The organism is Candidatus Vogelbacteria bacterium, assembly GCA_021414225.1.
In the GTDB taxonomy this organism is placed as follows: domain Bacteria; phylum Patescibacteriota; class Minisyncoccia; order Phycocordibacterales; family XYD1-FULL-46-19; genus JAIOOX01.
On sequence record JAIOOX010000001.1, the window covers coordinates 79,595 to 98,127 of the forward strand.

Annotated in this window: 21 protein-coding genes; 9 read left to right on the forward strand and 12 right to left on the reverse strand. The window is 36.2% G+C overall.

Annotation, left to right across the window (positions count from 1 at the left end; translation table 11 throughout):
- Window position 1 precedes the first annotated feature (1 nt).
- The 7 genes from xth to tsaE form a co-directional block, all read right to left on the reverse strand.
- Window positions 2-781 carry an exodeoxyribonuclease III gene (xth, locus tag K8Q91_00490; protein MCE9628467.1) on the reverse strand — a complete coding sequence of 260 codons (780 nt, stop codon included), beginning with the start codon at window positions 779-781 and terminating at the stop codon, window positions 2-4.
- Between the two features lie 44 nt (window positions 782-825).
- The gene (locus K8Q91_00495; GenBank protein MCE9628468.1) at window positions 826-1,434 is read right to left on the reverse strand and encodes a uracil-DNA glycosylase; all 609 of its coding nucleotides are present in this window, start codon (window positions 1,432-1,434) and stop codon (window positions 826-828) included.
- 9 nt (window positions 1,435-1,443) lie between these two features.
- Complete coding sequence (locus tag K8Q91_00500) at window positions 1,444-1,917, reverse strand: MgtC/SapB family protein (protein MCE9628469.1); 474 nt, start codon at window positions 1,915-1,917, stop codon at window positions 1,444-1,446.
- Between the two features lie 7 nt (window positions 1,918-1,924).
- The gene (locus K8Q91_00505; GenBank protein ID MCE9628470.1) at window positions 1,925-2,179 is read right to left on the reverse strand and encodes an MGMT family protein; all 255 of its coding nucleotides are present in this window, start codon (window positions 2,177-2,179) and stop codon (window positions 1,925-1,927) included.
- 71 nt (window positions 2,180-2,250) lie between these two features.
- A complete protein-coding gene (locus tag K8Q91_00510) occupies window positions 2,251-2,400 on the reverse strand; it encodes a hypothetical protein (GenBank protein MCE9628471.1) in 150 nt (49 codons plus the stop codon).
- A 194-nt stretch (window positions 2,401-2,594) separates the two neighbouring features.
- Complete coding sequence (locus tag K8Q91_00515; protein MCE9628472.1) at window positions 2,595-4,967, reverse strand: hypothetical protein; 2,373 nt, start codon at window positions 4,965-4,967, stop codon at window positions 2,595-2,597.
- Window positions 4,954-5,397, reverse strand: a complete 444-nt coding sequence (gene tsaE / locus K8Q91_00520; GenBank protein ID MCE9628473.1) for a tRNA (adenosine(37)-N6)-threonylcarbamoyltransferase complex ATPase subunit type 1 TsaE — start codon at window positions 5,395-5,397, stop codon at window positions 4,954-4,956. Before tsaE ends, K8Q91_00515 begins: the two co-directional genes overlap by 14 nt.
- Window positions 5,398-5,574: 177 nt before the next feature.
- Between tsaE and K8Q91_00525 the strand changes: the two genes are divergently transcribed.
- The 6 genes from K8Q91_00525 to K8Q91_00550 all read left to right on the forward strand — a co-directional run bounded on the left by K8Q91_00525 (window position 5,575) and on the right by K8Q91_00550 (window position 12,480).
- On the forward strand, window positions 5,575-7,269 hold the full coding sequence (locus K8Q91_00525) for a type II/IV secretion system protein (protein MCE9628474.1): 1,695 nt from the start codon (window positions 5,575-5,577) through the stop codon (window positions 7,267-7,269).
- Between the two features lie 248 nt (window positions 7,270-7,517).
- Window positions 7,518-8,543: a Holliday junction branch migration DNA helicase RuvB gene (ruvB, locus tag K8Q91_00530; GenBank protein MCE9628475.1), complete on the forward strand. Its 1,026-nt coding sequence runs from the start codon at window positions 7,518-7,520 to the stop codon at window positions 8,541-8,543.
- Window positions 8,544-8,547: 4 nt separating this feature from the next.
- Window positions 8,548-9,087 (forward strand): YebC/PmpR family DNA-binding transcriptional regulator, encoded by a 540-nt coding sequence (locus K8Q91_00535; GenBank protein MCE9628476.1) that lies wholly within the window; start codon window positions 8,548-8,550, stop codon window positions 9,085-9,087.
- A 10-nt stretch (window positions 9,088-9,097) separates the two neighbouring features.
- On the forward strand, window positions 9,098-9,568 hold the full coding sequence (ruvC, locus tag K8Q91_00540; protein MCE9628477.1) for a crossover junction endodeoxyribonuclease RuvC: 471 nt from the start codon (window positions 9,098-9,100) through the stop codon (window positions 9,566-9,568).
- Between the two features lie 116 nt (window positions 9,569-9,684).
- Complete coding sequence (locus K8Q91_00545; protein ID MCE9628478.1) at window positions 9,685-9,876, forward strand: hypothetical protein; 192 nt, start codon at window positions 9,685-9,687, stop codon at window positions 9,874-9,876.
- Between the two features lie 90 nt (window positions 9,877-9,966).
- Window positions 9,967-12,480 carry a PBP1A family penicillin-binding protein gene (locus K8Q91_00550; GenBank protein MCE9628479.1) on the forward strand — a complete coding sequence of 838 codons (2,514 nt, stop codon included), beginning with the start codon at window positions 9,967-9,969 and terminating at the stop codon, window positions 12,478-12,480.
- On the opposite strand, the gene K8Q91_00555 is transcribed toward K8Q91_00550, so the two are convergent.
- The 3 genes from K8Q91_00555 to dnaA all read right to left on the reverse strand — a co-directional run bounded on the left by K8Q91_00555 (window position 12,461) and on the right by dnaA (window position 15,397).
- On the reverse strand, window positions 12,461-12,718 hold the full coding sequence (locus K8Q91_00555; protein MCE9628480.1) for a hypothetical protein: 258 nt from the start codon (window positions 12,716-12,718) through the stop codon (window positions 12,461-12,463). The two genes, K8Q91_00550 and K8Q91_00555, sit on opposite strands and share 20 nt — an antisense overlap.
- Window position 12,719: 1 nt before the next feature.
- Complete coding sequence (gene dnaN, locus K8Q91_00560) at window positions 12,720-13,829, reverse strand: DNA polymerase III subunit beta (GenBank protein MCE9628481.1); 1,110 nt, start codon at window positions 13,827-13,829, stop codon at window positions 12,720-12,722.
- A gap of 206 nt (window positions 13,830-14,035) precedes the next feature.
- Window positions 14,036-15,397, reverse strand: coding sequence for a chromosomal replication initiator protein DnaA (gene dnaA, locus K8Q91_00565; GenBank protein ID MCE9628482.1), 1,362 nt, complete (start codon window positions 15,395-15,397; stop codon window positions 14,036-14,038).
- Window positions 15,398-15,551: 154 nt separating this feature from the next.
- Between dnaA and rpmH the strand changes: the two genes are divergently transcribed.
- Genes rpmH through K8Q91_00580 form a run of 3 tightly spaced genes read left to right on the forward strand, consistent with a single transcriptional unit; the run spans window position 15,552 to window position 16,767 of the window.
- The gene (gene rpmH, locus K8Q91_00570) at window positions 15,552-15,686 is read left to right on the forward strand and encodes a 50S ribosomal protein L34 (GenBank protein MCE9628483.1); all 135 of its coding nucleotides are present in this window, start codon (window positions 15,552-15,554) and stop codon (window positions 15,684-15,686) included.
- Window positions 15,687-15,703: 17 nt separating this feature from the next.
- Complete coding sequence (gene rnpA / locus K8Q91_00575) at window positions 15,704-16,030, forward strand: ribonuclease P protein component (protein MCE9628484.1); 327 nt, start codon at window positions 15,704-15,706, stop codon at window positions 16,028-16,030.
- A gap of 11 nt (window positions 16,031-16,041) precedes the next feature.
- Window positions 16,042-16,767 carry a YidC/Oxa1 family membrane protein insertase gene (locus K8Q91_00580; protein MCE9628485.1) on the forward strand — a complete coding sequence of 242 codons (726 nt, stop codon included), beginning with the start codon at window positions 16,042-16,044 and terminating at the stop codon, window positions 16,765-16,767.
- Here the strand turns inward: K8Q91_00580 and K8Q91_00585 are convergent.
- Entirely contained in the window at window positions 16,736-17,932 is a 1,197-nt protein-coding gene (locus K8Q91_00585; protein ID MCE9628486.1) for a hypothetical protein, read from the reverse strand. The genes K8Q91_00580 and K8Q91_00585 overlap by 32 nt on opposite strands.
- Before the next feature lie 3 nt (window positions 17,933-17,935).
- Window positions 17,936-18,533, reverse strand: a 598-nt coding sequence (locus K8Q91_00590) for a hypothetical protein (protein ID MCE9628487.1), incomplete at its 5' end; no start/stop codon positions are given.

Sequence of the window (18,533 nt, forward strand, 5' to 3'; positions counted from 1 at the left end):
ATTAGAATTTTATTTTCAAACCAACCGGGGCATGATCGGAGCCGTAAACATCTCCATCAATCCAAACTTTTTCAATTTTATCTTTTAACCTCTCACTAACCCAGAAATAATCTATTCTCCAGCCAATGTTCCTGTCTCTCGCTCGTGATTTTTGGTCCCACCAACTATACTCGACTTTCGTCGGATTAATGATCCGAAAAGTATCAACGAAACCAGCTTGTTCAAATTTATCCAACTTGATTCTTTCTTCCGGTAAAAAACCAATACTTTTGGCATTTTCCTTTGGTCGAGCAATATCTATTTCTTTATGAGCCACATTCACATCACCACAAAAGATCACTGGTTTAGTCTTATCAAGTTTTTTAATATAGGTTAAAAATTCATCAAAAAACTTCAATTTGTAAGCCAGGCGATGATCTTCTCCTCCCCCATTAGGAAAATAGATATTTAAAAAATAAAACTCAGGAAATTCTAATTGCACAATTCGTCCCTCCGTTGAAAGATTATTCTTACCAAAATTAGTGGTAAAACTGACCGGTTCGGTTTGACTATAAACCGCCGTACCACTGTACCCTTTCTTTTCTTGAGCGCTATGCCAAAAGGAAAAGTAACCAGTCGGATTACGAAGCTCTTCCGACAATAATCCAATATCTTGAACTTTGGTTTCCTGAAGAGCTACCACATCAGCCTTAGAGGCACCCAACCAGTCCAAAAACCCCTTCTTCTCAGCCGCTCGGATACCATTCACATTCCAAGAGATCAGTGTGTAGTTTTTGGCCATAGAGCCCCATTATAGCGCAAAATCTCTCTCGTTTTCTATAAGACCTAAACTTTAGGCTTTACCTCAATCACCTTCTTAAAATCTTCAAACAAGGTCACTTTTAAATGTTGATTGTAAATAGCCGCCGCTGGGTGGTATAAAGGTAAAATCCTGACTGGACCATAAATAGCTTGGGCTTGAAAAAATTGACCGTGATTTTGACTAATAGGAAGGTCAGCTTCAGCTAAACCAAATTTAGTCATAATATAACTCATCGAAAAACGTCCCAGGGTCACTATTAACTGTGGCTGAATAACCCCAATCTGCTGATCAAGAAACGGTCCATAAACAGCAATTTCCTCAGGCGAAGGATCACGGTTGGCCGGTGGGCGGTCTTTAACAATATTGGTGATGTAAACTTGGGCTCGAGAAATATTAACTGAAGCCAAAAGTTGGTCTAAAAATTTACCGGAAGCACCACAAAAAGGGCGGCCTGTTTTAGCCTCATTCTTACCAGGCGCTTCACCGACAAACATTATCTCGGCCGTATGGCTACCCTCTCCAATCACTGGTAAAGCTTTATTAGTTTGACGATAAGCAAATAAAGGTGAGGAGACTAAATTTAAAACCTCGTCACGAACAGTTCGAAGTTTAACATCTCGATCATCCAACATAAAATAAAATTAATTATCGCGCTCGTTAGCTGGTGGAGATATTTTTTTAATTAACAATTCAAAATACCAAAGGCCTGTAAAAATAAAAATCGTCAGAATCGCTGAAATAAAACCTAAGCCAAAGAAACCGAAGCCGACCGCCATTCCAATCCCAGCCGCAATCCACAAACCGGCCGCTGTGGTCACTCCTCGTAAGTGTTTACCGCCATTAAGAATAATTAGACCGCCTCCTAAAAAGCCAATTCCCATGACGATATTTGAAGCGATACGGGTTGGGTCAACATCAATCAACCCATAATACATACTAGTGACCAGTTGGGCTGTGATAATAAACAGAGCTGAGCCTAAAGAAACCAGGGCGTAAGTACGTACTCCAGCTTTTTTGTGAGCCATCACTCGCTCAATGCCCACCAACCCTCCAAATAACACCGCTGCACCTAAACGCAAAAGAATATCTAAATAAGTAAGAGTAATAATAGTCATAGGTTAATTATACCTTGACCCCTTCCTGCTGTAAAAGCTTTTGTTTATTTAACGAACCCCGATTGTATCCACCAACTTTTCCATCACTACGTACTACTCGATGACACGGAACCTTTGGATCGTGGTTCTTGGTTAAAATATTACCAACCGCCCTAAAAGCTAGTGGCCTACCAGCTAAAGCTGCCACTTCTTTATAGGTTAGAACCTGACCTTTGGGAATTTTTCTAACCACTTCATAGACAGCTTGAGAAAAGGTTTTCATTTTAAAAATATAACACAAAAACACCCGCTTTAAAGCGGGTGTTTTTGCTACAATCGGAAAAACGATTTAAGTTATTCTGTAGTTGTAGTAGATGCTGCATCACCAGTAGTTGTAGTGGTACTAGCATCAGTAGTGAAGCTACCATCTCCTTCAGTTGTGGTAGTTTCAGTGGTAGTAGTAGCTGTTGAATCATCAACCATAACGGCATTCTGGTTTTGCATGTACCATACAACTCCAGCGATGATTATAACAACAACTACAACGATTGCGATTACTGAATTTTTCATTGTGAATGTCAATTATTTGATAATCGACCTTTTGCTAAAACAGCAATAGGATTAGCCAAGGATAGCACTTTGGGGCTTAAAAATCAAGAAGCTTGGCAATGTGGATAAGGTATTGTCTAGTAAAACACCTATTTACTCAGGCTCCCCCAATCTGGCCCAGTGGCAATATTTACCACTAATGGAACCTCGGAAACAAGAGCTTCTTCCATGCCTTTTTTAATCAAAGGGGTTATTTCATTCAGATTATCTACCCTTACTTCATAAATCAATTCATCATGAACTTGGAGAAGTAGGTGAGCTGATTTCGCCAACCCCGCTTGATCAAGTAGTTGTTGAACTTTATTCATGGCAATTTTAGTAATATCTCCCGTAGCTGTTCCTTGAATCGGCGCATTCATAGCCATTCGCTCCGCTGAAGCTCTCAAGTAGGGTAGCTTTGACTTTAGCCCAGGGAAGTACCGACGTCGGCCAAAATATGTTTCCGTGTAACCTTGAGTATTGGCCTTATGGATCACCTCATCAAAATAATTTTTAATAGTAGGAAAAGTGGCAAAGTACTCATCATAGAATTGTTGCGCTTCCTCCCGAGTACTACCCAGGTTAGATCTTAGAGCATTAACCCCCATACCATAAATAATTCCAAAATTAATCACCTTCGCTTTTCGGCGCATTTCTTTGGTTACTTCGGTTTCAGACACTTTAAAAACCAATGAGGCCACTGCTCCGTGAACATCTTTTCCCTCTTTAAAAATGTTGATCAACGACCGATCCCCAGACAACAAAGCCAAGATCCTCATCTCGATTTGAGAATAATCTGCACCAACCCACACATATCCAGGACTCGCCACAAATGCTCGCCGAATCTTTTCACCAAAACCTTCTCGAACCGGGATGTTCTGCATATTAGGGTCGCTAGATGACATTCGACCAGTAGTAGTCCCAGTCTGATGCAACTTAGCGTGGAGCCGACCATCCTCACCAATCATGGTTGGAATAGTATCAATATAAGTAGACAGTAATTTCTGCAACTCTCGATAGTCTAAAATCTTACCAATCACTGGATGTAAATCTTTTATTTTTACTAATTCTGATTCCTTGGTGGAACGAGCACCTCCGGCTGTCTTTTTTAGACCTTTGGCAGTTAAATTAAGTTCATCAAACAGAATGGTGCCTAATTGTTTTGGAGAATTAATGTTAAACTCGTGCCCAACCAAGGCCCAAATTTCTTGTTCTAAAAGGTTTAGTTTTTTATGGTATTCAATTGATAAGGTTTTTAAATATTTAACATCCACTACAATCCCCCAACGTTCTGCCTCACTCAACAAATCTATAATCGGTAATTCTATATCCTCATAAAGTTTAACTAGATTCTGGTCTGACAATTTTTTTTGCAAAAATTTTTCAGCTTGAAGCCAATCACTTGTCTGACAGTAAGACAAAATATCTTCTGGAGTGGGATTGGTTTTTTCTGAATTAATTAGCCAGAGAGCGATCGCTAGTTTTTTCACTAATTTTTCATCAAGTGGATTATTAATGCTCTGTTTTTTAACAACCTGATTATCGGCCCGCACAGAGTCAGTATGAGCAAAAGCAGTTTTAACCCGCGATAAGAGTGATTTAAAGTCTAATTGCTGAAATAATTTTTCTACTTCACCAAAGTTAAAGGTGTTTACCCACTCTTTTTGTGGTAAAGAAAAATTAATTGGCGCATCGAGTCTAATTGTTGCTAAAGCTTTAGAAAACAAAGCTTCCTCTTCAAATTTTCTCAAAAGCTCTAGCGTCCGTGGTTTTAATCCGGCTTGTAAAAAAGGTTCGTCACTTTGTTTAAGTTTTTTATAAATATTTTCAATTGAACCAAAAGTACTAATTAAAGTCGTAGCAATTTTCTCCCCAATTCCCACAATTCCAATAATATTGTCGGACGGGTCACCACGTAAACCTTTATAGTCAGGTAAAAAAGTCGGTCCAAAACCAAAACGCTCCTTTACTAAAACTTCATTATATAAAACAGTATCATTAATTCCTTTCTTTAAAGTAAAGACCAGCACTTTATCATCAGACACCAATTGAAGAGTATCCATATCACCAGAGGCGATGATTACTCTTAGGTCCGGTTTATTTTTGGTTTCTGCAACAATCGTGCCAATAATATCGTCGGCTTCAAAGCCCGGCTTATCATAAATAGGAATATTAAAAGCAGTAAAAATTTCTCTAGAACGATCCATTTGCGCCACTAGAGCATCATCTGTTTTCGCCCGACCAGCTTTATAGGCTTCATACACCTGCTTACGAAAGGTGGGCTCCGGTAAATCATAACAAGCGGCCATATAATCAGGTTTTAACTCAGCAATAATCCTAATCAACATCGCCGCTAAACCATACAAGGCTCCAGTCGGTTCACCTGAAGTTGAAGTGAAGTCAGGTAAGGCATGATAAGCCCGATGTAAAATAGCGTGAGCATCAAACAAAACAAGGGTTTTAGTTTGATTATTTTTCTTCATAGGAAATTTCTCTAATCTCTTCATCAATAAACTTAAATGATATGGTTTGTGCGTCGGCTGGTATAACATCAGACACTTTTTCTGGCCATTCAATTATTACAATATTGTAAGGATCTTTTATGATCTCACCAAAACCAAGAGTCATCAACTCGGATCCCCCAGCTAACCGATAAGCATCGATATGGATTACCCTCTTCCACAAGGAAGAACCTGTTACTTGATAAATCTTTTCAATCACAAAAGTAGGGCTAGTGATTGCGTCTGAAATACCTAAGGCTTTCGCTAAACCTTGAGTAAAAGCTGTTTTACCAGAACCTAGGTCGCCACTTAAAGCTAAAATACTAGCTCCGGTGGTTTTTGGTCTTAGCCTAAAGACAATTGCTCTAGCTAAATCATAAGTCTCCATTAAATTACTCGTTCGAATAATCATAAAGCGATTGTAGCACGAAAAATATGTTAAAAAAGACATCAAAATCTCTAACCTGGTTGAAGTTAAATTAGTTTTCCCCTATTTTAAACTTGCGACTATAAAGCAATGTGCTAGAAATGGTATTTAGACGAACAGCAAGGATGAACTTTAGATAAAAAACGTGTACAATATAACTGCATGTCAAACTCTTTTAATGAAGAAAAGCAAGAAAAACGAATTGAGGAACTTCATCTTAAGGAAGCTGAAGATTTAGCTCAAGTCCTAGCCTCCCGCTATCAACTTCCTTATATCGATCTTTCAAAAACAGCCATAAACACAGATGCTTTGCGGTTAATATCAGAAGCTGAGGCCAAAATAGCAAACGTAGCCAGTTTTCGTTTGGTTGGCCGAACTCTCCATATAGCCATCCTATCTCCCAATAACTCTAAAGTTAAGGAATTAACTGATGAATTAAAAGAGAAAGGTTATCTAGTTACTCTATATCTTGTATCTGAGTCTGGTCTAAACAGAGCTTGGGGATTTTATGCTGAAGTTTCTAAAAGTACTGAAGCAACCGCTGGTCTAATAGATATCTCCGCTGAGCGAGTTAGTAAATTTTTGACTAATATCAAAAATATTAACGATATCAAACAGGAGATTGATAAAGAAACAGTCAACACTTTAGCTTCGGGAGGAATCTCCGGCACCTTGGAACTACTTTTGTCTGGTGCTCTGGTCACCAACGCTTCGGATATTCATTTAGAACCAGAAGAGACTGGTATTCGTCTCCGTTATCGTCTTGATGGTGTTTTACAGGATGTTACTAATTTTGATGAAAGAATTTACAAACAGATTCTCTCTCGAATTAAATTAATTTCCGGTTTAAAACTAAATGTAAAACAATCGGCTCAAGATGGGCGCTTCAGTATTAAGGCCCAAGAAGCCGAGATTGAAATTCGTACTTCTGTTATTCCAGGCTCATATGGTGAATCAGTGGTGATGCGTATTCTTGATCCAAAAAGTATTGCTGTCACCTTTGAGCAACTAGGGATTGAACCAGAACTATTTAAAGTTTTTGATCGAGAAATTCACAAACCAAATGGTTTAGTTCTTCTAACTGGTCCGACTGGTTCTGGTAAAACAACTACTCTCTATGCTTTCTTACGTCAGGTTAATTCTTCTGAAACTAAGATTATTACTATCGAAGACCCGGTTGAATATCACTTAAAGGGAGTTAACCAAACTCAGGTTAATGGCAAGAAGGGTTATACTTTCTTGTCAGGACTAAGAGCAGCCCTTCGCCAAGACCCAGATATTATCATGGTCGGTGAAATTAGAGATGGAGAAACAGCTAAAATCGCCATCAATTCCGCTTTAACTGGTCACTTAGTTTTTTCCACTCTTCACACTAATAATGCCGCCGGCGCTATTCCCCGTTTAATCGATTTGGGTATTAATCCTAAAATTATCAGTTCGGCCCTGACTCTCTCTATCGCCCAACGCTTGGTCCGCAAACTCTGTGTTAAATGTCGTAAAGAACAAACAACCACTCCGGAAGAAAACAAACTAATCACCGGCGTATTACAAAGTATTCCAAAAAAGAAACCTGGGTTTGATACTACTTTTTCTGGCACTATTTATGTACCAGGTGGTTGCGAGTTTTGTCATAACACTGGCTATAAAGGCCGTCAGGGTATCTTTGAAGCTATTGTTATGGATGATGTGATAGCCAATGTCGCCACCACCAACCCAAGTGAAAGAGATATTATTATAGCCTCTACTCCCCAAGGCATCCTCGATATGCGTCAAGACGGAATTATTAAAGTAGTCCAAGGTGTCACCTCTTTGGATGAGTTGGGTCGAGTAGTAGACTTGTTCGAAGAAATTTTGTAACAAAAAAGCACCCAGTGGTGACTAAGCGCTCCTTGCCATCAAGCTCATAAACCTCTAAACGATCTCTTGAGTAAGAAACTTACTTAAGTTAGGTAAATTATCAAGGATAGTTTTCGTCCCTTCCGACAAAATCGGAAAACCAAAACGTCCTGTCAAATGAACCCGTTAGACCGGAATCTAAATCGTTTAGAGGTTTATGCTCTTGATAAATAAACTAAACAATCTTATCTTAGCATATAAAGAATATTATGTCAAGTACCCCCTCCAACAACCTTGGTAGCCAGAAATCACCCCCTAAAGACGATCACTTTCTAGACAAATCTCTTAGGCCGTCTGTTTGGCCTGATTATATTGGCCAGGAGAACATCAAAAAGAACCTTCGTATTCTACTAGAAGCCGCCGTTGGTCGCAAACACCCTCCAGAACACGTCCTTTTCTATGGACCTCCAGGCCTCGGAAAAACCACTCTAGCTTATTTAATAGCTAAAGAACTTAACACTCAAATAAAAGTAACCTCTGGTCCCGCTATTGAGAAAGTTGGCGATTTGGCATCGATTTTAACCAACCTCTCTCCTGGAGATATTTTGTTTATTGATGAAATACACCGTCTCAACAAAATGATTGAGGAGGTTTTATATCCAGCTATGGAATCTGGAAACCTAAACATTGTTATTGGCAAAGGCCCAGGTGCTCGAGTAATCCAATTAGATTTACCACCCTTCACCTTAATAGCTGCTACTACCCGAATAGCCTTACTCTCCGCTCCTCTCCGGTCTCGTTTTTCCGGTGGTACCTTTCGATTAGAATTTTACACTGAGGAAGAGTTGGCCCAAATCATCAGACGCTCCGCTTCAATATTAAGTATCAATTTAGACCATGAGGCTAGTTTATTGATTAGTGCTCGTAGCCGTTTTACTCCCAGAATTGCTAATCACCTCCTTAAGCGTTGTCGAGACTTTGCTCAAATTAAAAAGGTAGAAATCACCACCTCAGTGGTTGAAGAAGCTTTAGAATTACTTGGTATAGATAATTTAGGTTTAACCAACTCCGATCGAGAGTTATTAAAAATAATTATTACCAAGTTTGACGGTGGACCTGTCGGAGTGGGCACTATTGCTACAGCTCTATCGGAAGAAGAAGCAACTGTGGAAGAGGTTTATGAACCTTACTTAATTCAACTTGGCTTTTTAGATCGAACCCCTCGAGGACGGATAGTCACCGATAAGGGTTATCAGCATTTAGGTTTAGATAGGCCGACCAATAAACTTTTTTAATATTATGTCCGGACATAACAAGTGGTCAAAAATCAAAAATAGAAAAGCGATAACTGACAGCAAAAAGAGTAAGATCTTTTCAATGTTAGCTAAAAACCTGACCGTGGAGTCAAAAAAAGTTAAGGGTGACAAAAATTCCCCCACTCTTCGAGCTGTTATTGATCGAGCTAAAGCTGCTAATATGCCAACCGACAATATAGATCGAGCTATAGCCAAAGGGGCTGGAGCTGATAGTGGTTCTTTTGAGGAGGTAATTTATGAAGCTTACGGCCCAGGAGGTATTGCTATTATTATAGAAGGAATAACTGATAATAAAAATCGCACCACTCCAGAGATTAAACATCTTTTACATTCTTGTGGTGGCTCTCTTGGTAGTCAAGGATCTGTCTTGTGGGCTTTTAGTAAAGGTGATGAGTTTTGGACGCCCAATAATACCCTCACCTTAAGTGAAGGTGATGAGGAAAAGCTACTCCACCTCCTAGATATCTTAGATGATCACGACGACATTAAAAACATCACAACCAATGCCGATTTTAGCGAATAATAAAATTATTATGGGCATTGACCCTGGTTATGATCGACTGGGTGTTGCAATAGTTCAAAAAGGAATAACCAACCAAGAAGAACTTATTTTCTCTGACTGTTTAACTTCGGACCGAAAAGACATCTTCCCAGAGCGGTTAAAAAAAATTGGTTTAGGGATTGAGTCTTTAATTAACAAATTTAATCCAGACTACTTAGTCCTAGAAAAACTGTTTGTCACCAACAACCAAAAAACAGCTATGATGGTTGGTGAAATTCGTGGAATGATCATGTATATTGGCGCAAAAGCCAGTCTCCCACTTTTGGAATACACCCCTTTAGAAATAAAATCAACCATTACTGGTTATGGTAAAGCAGACAAAGAACAGGTTATCTTGATGGTTAAAAATTTAATTAAAATAAATAGGGAGATTACTCACGATGATGAATTTGACGCTATTGCTATTGCTTTAACAGCCATCGCTCGAGAAGTGAACCTATAAAATAACACCTCTTATCCACATCAACTTAGAACAATGATTGCAAAAATAACCACCTTCTGTTACAAAATAACTACTTATAACAATAAGTAGTTATTAGATTAATTTGCTTTTGTCTTATGTCTTTAGACGATATCGCTAGTGGCCCTATTAGCCTTGGCGACGAACCATTAAATATTAATGATGAGGACCTATTAGAGGATCCTTTGGTAGAAGAGGTGGTGTCTGACGAATTTAGTTTACTAACACCTATTGAAACCGAAGATGATAAGGATGATATGGGTCTAGATGATTTAGAAAGTTACGATTAATCTTCTAGATAAATATAAAAAATCCTGGTTATTTAAATAACCAGGATTTTTTATATACAAAAATTTAATATGTGGTACAGTTCTGATTATATGACTTCAATCAAAAAATATTTTTCTATTAAAAAGATCTTGATCAAGCTTGGCTTAGTAGCTGTTATTTTCTTTTTTGCCACCAGCGGTTCCGCTACTTTATGGGCCATGACCTTACAAATTCCTGATTTTGATTCTTTTTTCAAAGAACGAAGTTTAACCCAATCGACTAAAATATATGATCGAACTGGTAAGGTTTTACTTTACGATGTCTTCGGAAATGCTCGAAGAACAACTGTCGCTTTAACTGATATTAGCCCTTACGCCCAAAAAGCGACAATAGCTATCGAGGATGCTGATTTTTATAATCACGGAGCAATAAAACTATCATCTATTGCTAGAGCCTTTTTAGTAAACGTTAGTTCTGGCGATATTCGTCAAGGTGGTTCAACTTTAACTCAACAAGTTATTAAAAATACCCTACTAACCCAAGATAAAAAAATATCTCGTAAAATAAAAGAGGTTATCTTGTCGGTTAAACTTGAGCAAACTATGAGCAAGAATGATATCTTGGCCCTTTATTTAAACGAAAGTCCTTACGGTGGAACTATTTATGGTATCGAGGAAGCGGCTCAATCTTTTTTTGGTAAAAAATCTAAAGATTTAACATTGGCTGAAGCAGCTTATTTAGCCTCTCTCCCCCAGTCTCCCACCTACCTATCTCCTTATGGCAAAAACAAAGACCGCTTAGACGCTAGAAAAAACCTAACTCTAAAAAAAATGTCTGATTTTGGCTGGATTACTAAAGACGAATATAACCAAGCCTTAAATGAAAAAGTTGTTTTCCTACCACCAGAAGGAAATGGTATTAAAGCTCCTCATTTTGTCTTTTATGTTATAGACCAACTAGAGAAGGAATACAGTGAAGAAACTCTAAAAAATAATGGTTTTAAGGTTATCACCACCTTAGATTGGGAGCTTCAAAAAAAAGCTGAGGAATTAGTTGATAAATATGCCACTAAGAACGAAAAAGACTTTGGAGCTAAAAACGTTGGTATTGTTGTCATTGATCCAAAAACTGGTCAAATTTTATCTATGATTGGATCTCGCGACTACTTTGACACAACAAATGACGGTAACTTTAATGTCACTACCGCCAAAAGACAACCTGGTTCAACCTTTAAACCTTTCGTTTACGCTACAGCTTTTATGAAAGGCTACACTCCGGAAACTGTTTTGTTTGATGTGCCAACTGAATTCAACACAAATTGTTCAGCTGACGTTAATTTAAATACCAATAATACTGCCTGTTATTCACCACAAAACTATGATGAATCTTATGTTGGTCCAATTACTCTTCGTAAGGCCTTAGGTAACTCTAGAAACGTTCCTGCAGTTAAATTATTATATTTAGCAGGTTTAAGCGACTCTATTAAAACCGCCCAAAATATGGGTATCACCACCTTAACCGATCCAAAACGCTATGGTTTGAGTTTGGTTTTGGGAGGTGGTGAAGTAACTTTACTAGAAATGACTGGGGCTTATAGTGCTTTTGCTAATGATGGGGTTAAAAATAAAACTGAATCTATTACTCAAATTATTGATCCTCAAGGTACTATTATTAAAGAATACAAACCTAACCCTAAACAAGTTATCCCAGCCAATGTCGCTCGTTTGATTTCTAATATCTTAAAAGATAATGACGCTAGACAACCTGTTTTTAGCGCCAACTCTGCTCTTAATGTTCCCAACTACGACGTTGCTGTTAAAACAGGTACCACCAACAATTACCGTGATGCTTGGATAATTGGTTACACCCCTAGTATTACTATTGGGGCTTGGGCTGGTAATAATGACAACACCCCTATGGATAAAAAAGTAGCCGGTTTAATTGTGGCTCCTTTATGGAATGAATTCATGCGTGGTTATTTATCTAATAAGCCAAATGAGTTATTTAATAGCCCTGATCCTATTGCAACCAACATAAAACCAACCTTGAGGGGTATTTGGCAAGGTGGTGAATCTTATATTATTGATAGTAGTACAGGTAAACCAGCCACTAATTCTACTCCTGATAACAACCGTAGTGAAAGAGTAATAAGAAGTGTCCACGATATATTGTATTGGGTTGATAAAAACGACCCATTAGGAACAAGACCAACTAATCCCTATAATGACCCTCAATTTAAGCTCTGGGAGCCTCCAGTAAGGGCTTGGGCGGCCGCTAGGGGCTTAGTTGATGAGTTGGGTGTATCTATCCCTAATACCCCAGGAATCTTTACTCCAGGGGTTGGCTCTGGTGTAAAAATAATCAATATAAAAAATGAACCTTATAACCTAACTGACACTGTCACTGTTAAACTTGATACTCAGAGTAATATTAGCCAAGCTGATTTTTTCATCAATAACATCTACCTAGCCTCTGTTACTAAAAACCCTTTTACTTACTCTTTTATACCAAAAGATCTAGAGGGTGTAGAAAATTCTAATGAAATAAAAGTAGTTACTTATGATATAAATAGAAACCGCAGTGAAGCTAAAGCCATTCTATTGGTTAATGAATCTTCACAATAGAGATGTTGGGTAGTTTTTCTTTAATATAACCAATTAAAGCTTCTTGTTGTAAAATCATCTCCGATTTAATAATCGGGGATGATTTTATTTTAATAATTCCATCTTTATAAACAATATCTGATTTTTCAATTTTAATATTTAAAACCTCCTTAAAAGCTAAAACTACTACGTCATTAATTAATAACCCCTTATCAAGTATCTTTTTATATTTTGATAGAAAACCACCAACTAAATCCATATTAAGTTCTTAGTGGCATTACTAATCCTTGAAAAGTTACATCATCAAATCCTTTTAAATATAAAGGTTTATTACTTTCATTAAAACCCAAAATAATATATTCATCATCAATAGACTGGAGAGCGTCTAACAAATAACGACTACTAATTGTTAAACTTAGTCCTTCTCCACTATAGGCTCGAGGGGTGATTTTTAAAATACTTTCTCCTGTTTCGTTATTCTTAGTACTAAGAGTCACTATTTCTTTATTTACATCAATAGTTAAACGATTAAATTTATCAGAAAAAACCCCAGCCAACTTTAAAGTATTAATAAAATCATTTTTATTAAGCTCTATTCTTGTTTTTAAATCTTTCGGCATCACTTGACGATAGTCTGGATAGACACCATCAATAATCCTGGAGGTAATATGAAGACCATCAGACATAATTGAGATCTGGTTATTATCGGTCATAATCACCAATTCCCCGTCAGTTGGTTGATCACTTAAAATTCTATTTATTTCTAAGGCGTTTTTAAGAGGAATAATTAAATTAATCAACTCTTTAGGGCTGAAGTTATCTAAAATAATAAACTTTTCTGATAATCTAAACCCATCAGTGGATACAAAAAACAGTTTCTGGTCTTCAGAATACAAATAAACACTAGCTATTTCTGGTTTTATATCAGATAAAGCAGCCGCATAAGCTACACTTTTAATTCCTTCTATAAAATTTTTAATTGATATATTAATAACCTTATCGCTTGTCACTTTAGGAATAATAGGAAAATCTTCTGTTGTTTGTGTTTTAAGATTAACTTGACCTTTATTGGTATTAATAATAAACAAATCTTCCTCTTTGTTTATTTCTATTTTTTCATTATTAGGTAAATTTTGAAGTAAATTATTAAGTAAAGAAGGGTTAACTGCCACCTTTAAATCACCTTCTATCTTAGCAGCTACTTCTATTTCTACTCCTATTTCTAAATTTGTTGATTTAACTATTAATTTTTTATTTTCTGTTTCTAAAATTATATTACTCAATATAGGTAAACTTAAATTCTTACCCACAGATCTTTCAGCTTGGTTTACAGCTTTCTGTAGCTTGTCTTTAATAAATTCTATTTTCATATACAAGTTTATTATTAGGGGTGTGGATTTGTGAATAAAAGCTATTTATGGTTGATGTATATAGGTTTTTTAGAATTAATTTCTGGGTATAAGTTTTTGATTAAAATTTAGAATTGATTTATTTTGCTCAAAAAGTAATTGTTTTCCGATGATTATCCCAGTCTTTTACTAAAGTTATACCCTATCTTATACCCAACCTATCCACACTAAGTGTTATATAGAAGGGTTCTAATTTGTTCTATTTCTTGAGTAAGTATTTGGTTAACTTTTAAATCAGTTTTTATTTTCTCATAAGCATGAATAACTGTTGTGTGGTCTCTACCACCTAATTTTTGACCAATATAAGGATAAGAAGTACTAAAATCCTCACGTAGTAAATACATGATTATTTGCCTAGGTTTAACAACCTCCTTTCTTCTAGTTTTTTCATATAAAAACCTCTCTTCAATATTATAAAAATCAGCCACTATTTTCATAACATCTTTAATAGAGATAGTTTTTTTAGGTTTAATATTGTTTTTAATTAAATTTTTTATTTCAGAGACTGTTAACATTCTTTTTTTAGCCTGACTCTGGCAGAGGATGGTATTTAAAGAACCTTCTAATTCCCTAACATTATCTTGAACAGTAGAAGCCACATACTCTAAAACCTCCTTAGGAACATCAAAATTCATAGTTTGAGCTTTAGTTTGTAAGATGGCTAACCGAGATTCATAATCTGGTTTAATCACATCTACAATCATTCCTCCTTCAAAGCGAGAACGGAGACGATCATCAATATTATCAATAAACTTAGGTGATTTATCTGAAGAAAAGACTATTTGTTTGTTGTTTTCATAAAAATTATTAAATAAATGAAATAATTCTTCCTGAGTCCCCTCTTTACCAGAAAAGAATTGAATATCATCCATAATTAAAAGGTCATACTTACGATACTTTTCTTTAAAATAATTACCCTTACCAGATCGGACCAGGTTAACGTAATCAATAGTGAAATTTTCCGAGGTTATATAATAAACTTTCTTATTAACATTTAGTTTTTTTAGGTAATTACCAATAGATTGGATTAAGTGGGTTTTTCCAAGTCCAGTATTACCATAAATAAACAGTGGATTATAATTAGTCCCTGGATTTTTAATTACCGCCTGAGCGGCTGCGTAAGCGACCTCATTGAACGGACCAGTTACAAAGGTATCAAAGGTGTATTTAGGGTTTAGATTGCTCTCCTTATTAATATAGAGGTCTTGAAGGCCTAAAGTGTTCTCAGTAGAAGGAGTACTCTCCATCTGTTGAGTTGCTTGTTTGTTTTGATTGTCACCTAATTTAGCAATAATGTATTCCAAACTTCTTATTTCGGGAGCGTGGGTGCGCAAAGAGCTTAAAATAGCCTTATGGTACTTATTGGTTAACCAATCACGGACAAAAGCGTTAGGGACGCTGATATAAACCACCCCATCGTCTTGTTTGTATATATGAGTATGCCTAAACCAGGTTCCAAAATTAGCCCTTGATAGAGTTAGTTCCATTTCTGCTAGCACTCCATCCCAAAGGGTTTTATTATTGACCATGATTTTAGTTAAAAGTTTAGGAACGGTTATGGAAGAATTATAGACCCGGTGGTTATTATAACAAAATCCTTAAAAATGTTGATAACCAGTGGATTAACTAGGGATATCTTTGTGGTGGTTGAAAAATATATCTATTACTGTATACTATCCAATTATGTCTATAACCTATCAACCTAAGCGTAAAAAACGCCGTCGAACCCACGGTTTTTTGGCTAGAAAGAATAGTCCAACTGGTAAAAATATTCTAATTCGTCGTCGTCGTAAAAAACGGGCTCGTTTAACGGTTTAATTTAAATACTGATCTATATGGCTGGGACTTCTCATAAAGTTTCCAGAGCCTTGTTTAAGGAGGTTTTTGTTGGTGGTCGAAGTACTCATTCGGCCTCCTTTACCCTTAAAAAAACAGTAAAACCAAACTCACTGACTTTATTTTCAGTGGTTGTGTCGGCCAAGGTGGCTAAAAAGGCGGTTAAAAGAAATTTAATCAAAAGACGGATTAGGGCTGCTTTGGTTGAGTTAAAATCTAGTATTCAACCAGGAAGTGTTATTATAGTCTTTACGAAGCCATCTATTGTTTCAATGTCTTATACGGAAATAAAAAAACAACTAGATACTTCTTTGAGAAGTCTTTAATTATCTAAACTATGATTTATTTCTTTAAAATAACCTTATTTATACCGTTTTATAACGCCCTGGCCTTATTGAGTAGTATTGTGCCTAAAAATGATATTGGTTTAGCTATTGTTTTGTTGACGTTGATTGTTAAAGTTATTTTATCCCCCCTTCAACATAAAGCCTCTAAAACTCAGTCAAAAATGAAAGTGATTGAACCAGAATTGGCTAAAATTAAAGAAAACAAAAATAAAGAAGAGCAAGCTAAGCAAATTATGGAATTGTATAGGAATCATGGAGTAAATCCTTTTACGAGTATTTTGTTGTTGTTTATTCAGATTCCTATTATTATTACTCTTTTTTACGTTTTTAAAAATGGTTTCCAATTAAATCTTGATATTCTATATTCATTTGTACCTAAGCCGGAGAATATAAACACTTTGTTTTTAGGCCTTTTAGATATTCACGAAAAGAGTTATGTGTTAGCGGTCTTAGTTGGGCTAACTCAATTCATTCAAATGAAGTTAGCTATTCCACCTTTACCCAAACTGACAAAGGAGAAGAGTTTATCAAACGACTTTGCTAGAAGTATGAACCTACAGATGCGCTACGTAATGCCTTTAATGATTGTTTTTATTGCCGCTTCCCTACCGTCAGCTATTTCTATTTACTGGATTACTAGTAATATTTTTGCAATTGGACACGAGTTGATAGTTAGGAAACTGTCTAAGGAACAAATCTCAGAATCCACAAACTAGAATTATTTTTGTTTATAAAACTAAGGACATTTTCATCTGGAGATAATTTTAAATTAGTTATATCAAACATATATTTAAGACCATCAACCATTAAATAAGTTTTACCTGATTCCCTATCAATTAACCATAAATTATCATGAGTGATATTTTGGCCTTTAAGCCAATTATTTAAATAATTTAAGTTTGTTGTTATTTTCGCTGGAGCAGCACAAAATATTTGAGAACTGTCATTAGCCCATAAACACTTACTAGCAATACTCTTTAGAGTGAGGGTTTTTGTTGACCTACTCTCTTTGTTATAAATATTCAAGTCCCCTTTGTTGTTAGAATAAAGGATGTATTTTTTATCGGGACTAACATTTGTGACTAGTCCAGCTATTGGTCCGAGGGTTTTTTCTAAAGATTTTGTTTTTAAATTAAACCAATAAGACAAACCCTTTAATCTTTCGTCCGGTTTGGTGGTGAAAGTTATAACATCATCTCCTACAACCTCTGTAATCCATGATTGAAACGGTGTCTTGTATAGCAACTCTTGAGAGAGAAAGTCTTTATTATTTAGTTTATAAAAACCAATATAGGAGCTGTCTTTTTGGGTTGTGATTATTAAATTAGAATCTAAAGATTTAGATTTTTGAAAGTTATTAATAAGACGTTGACTGAGAATATCTTTTGTTTGGTAGAGTGGAATTAAACTAGATCGACCATCGGTAGATCTAACGACAACCAAGTTTTTATCAAGGCCTAATAAGAAATCTGCTTTTTGGGGTTGATAGATAGTTGTTTGGCTAATCTTAGTTGGGGTTGCGTCTTGTTCAGAATTTAAATTGTATTCAAAAACGTGACCCTTTCTATCAACAAAAACTAGTAAAGATGTCGTCGCTTGGTTTTTATAATCAAAATCTATTACCGGTTCAGAACTGATTACCTTTAGTGGGTTTTCTAGCTTAAGGTCATCACTGGCGGATTCGTTTTTAGGGCTATTGTCTAAAGAGTTTTTTATCTGGTCAGGATTGTTTTTAATTATTTGGGCCGGAAATAAATTTTGGTTAATGTTTTGGGTGATAGTGGTAAACTTCTCACTTTTTGAGATAAAGAAATAAGTGAGTAACAAAAAAGTGCTTATAACAGTTAATGTGATTATTATAATAGTAAGGTTTTTTTTCATACTTTAGTTATTATAAACAGAAAAATGTTCCCCTGTAGCATGACCGATTACTTTGATTGTTCCTGTATAACCTTGAGATTTTAATTCAGCTTCCCTAGCTGAACTCGTTACTTCGTAGACCGGCCTAAGACCAGCTGATACGGCGTTATCGTAAAACTTTTGAATATTAGATCCGGTTTTTTCAGAGGTTAATCCAGCATCGATACAGGTGGCGTTGTAGTGACAAGGGTTTTTATGTGTATTGATTGTTGGAGGGTAACCTTCAGTTACTCTCCAGTTAATACCGTCATTGCTATTTAATTGGTTTAAAGTGCCTAGTTTTTCAGCTGTGGCCGCATTTAAACTACAAGATGAAGGGTCTTTACAAGTTAGTCCGTAATCAGTTAAAGAAACACAATCATCACAACCTGGTGGTGCTGGTGGGTTGTTTCCCCCTGAGTCAGTCCCAGAGTCAGTCTGACCCCCACCTCCCCCACTAGTCCCAACCACTGTATCGCTATTGTTGGTTATAATTTGTCCGAGGTTTAAATTAAGATTAACTAACTTAGGATTTAAGGTGTTTAAAAATAACCAGGCCGTTAAAGCGATAATTAAACCAAGA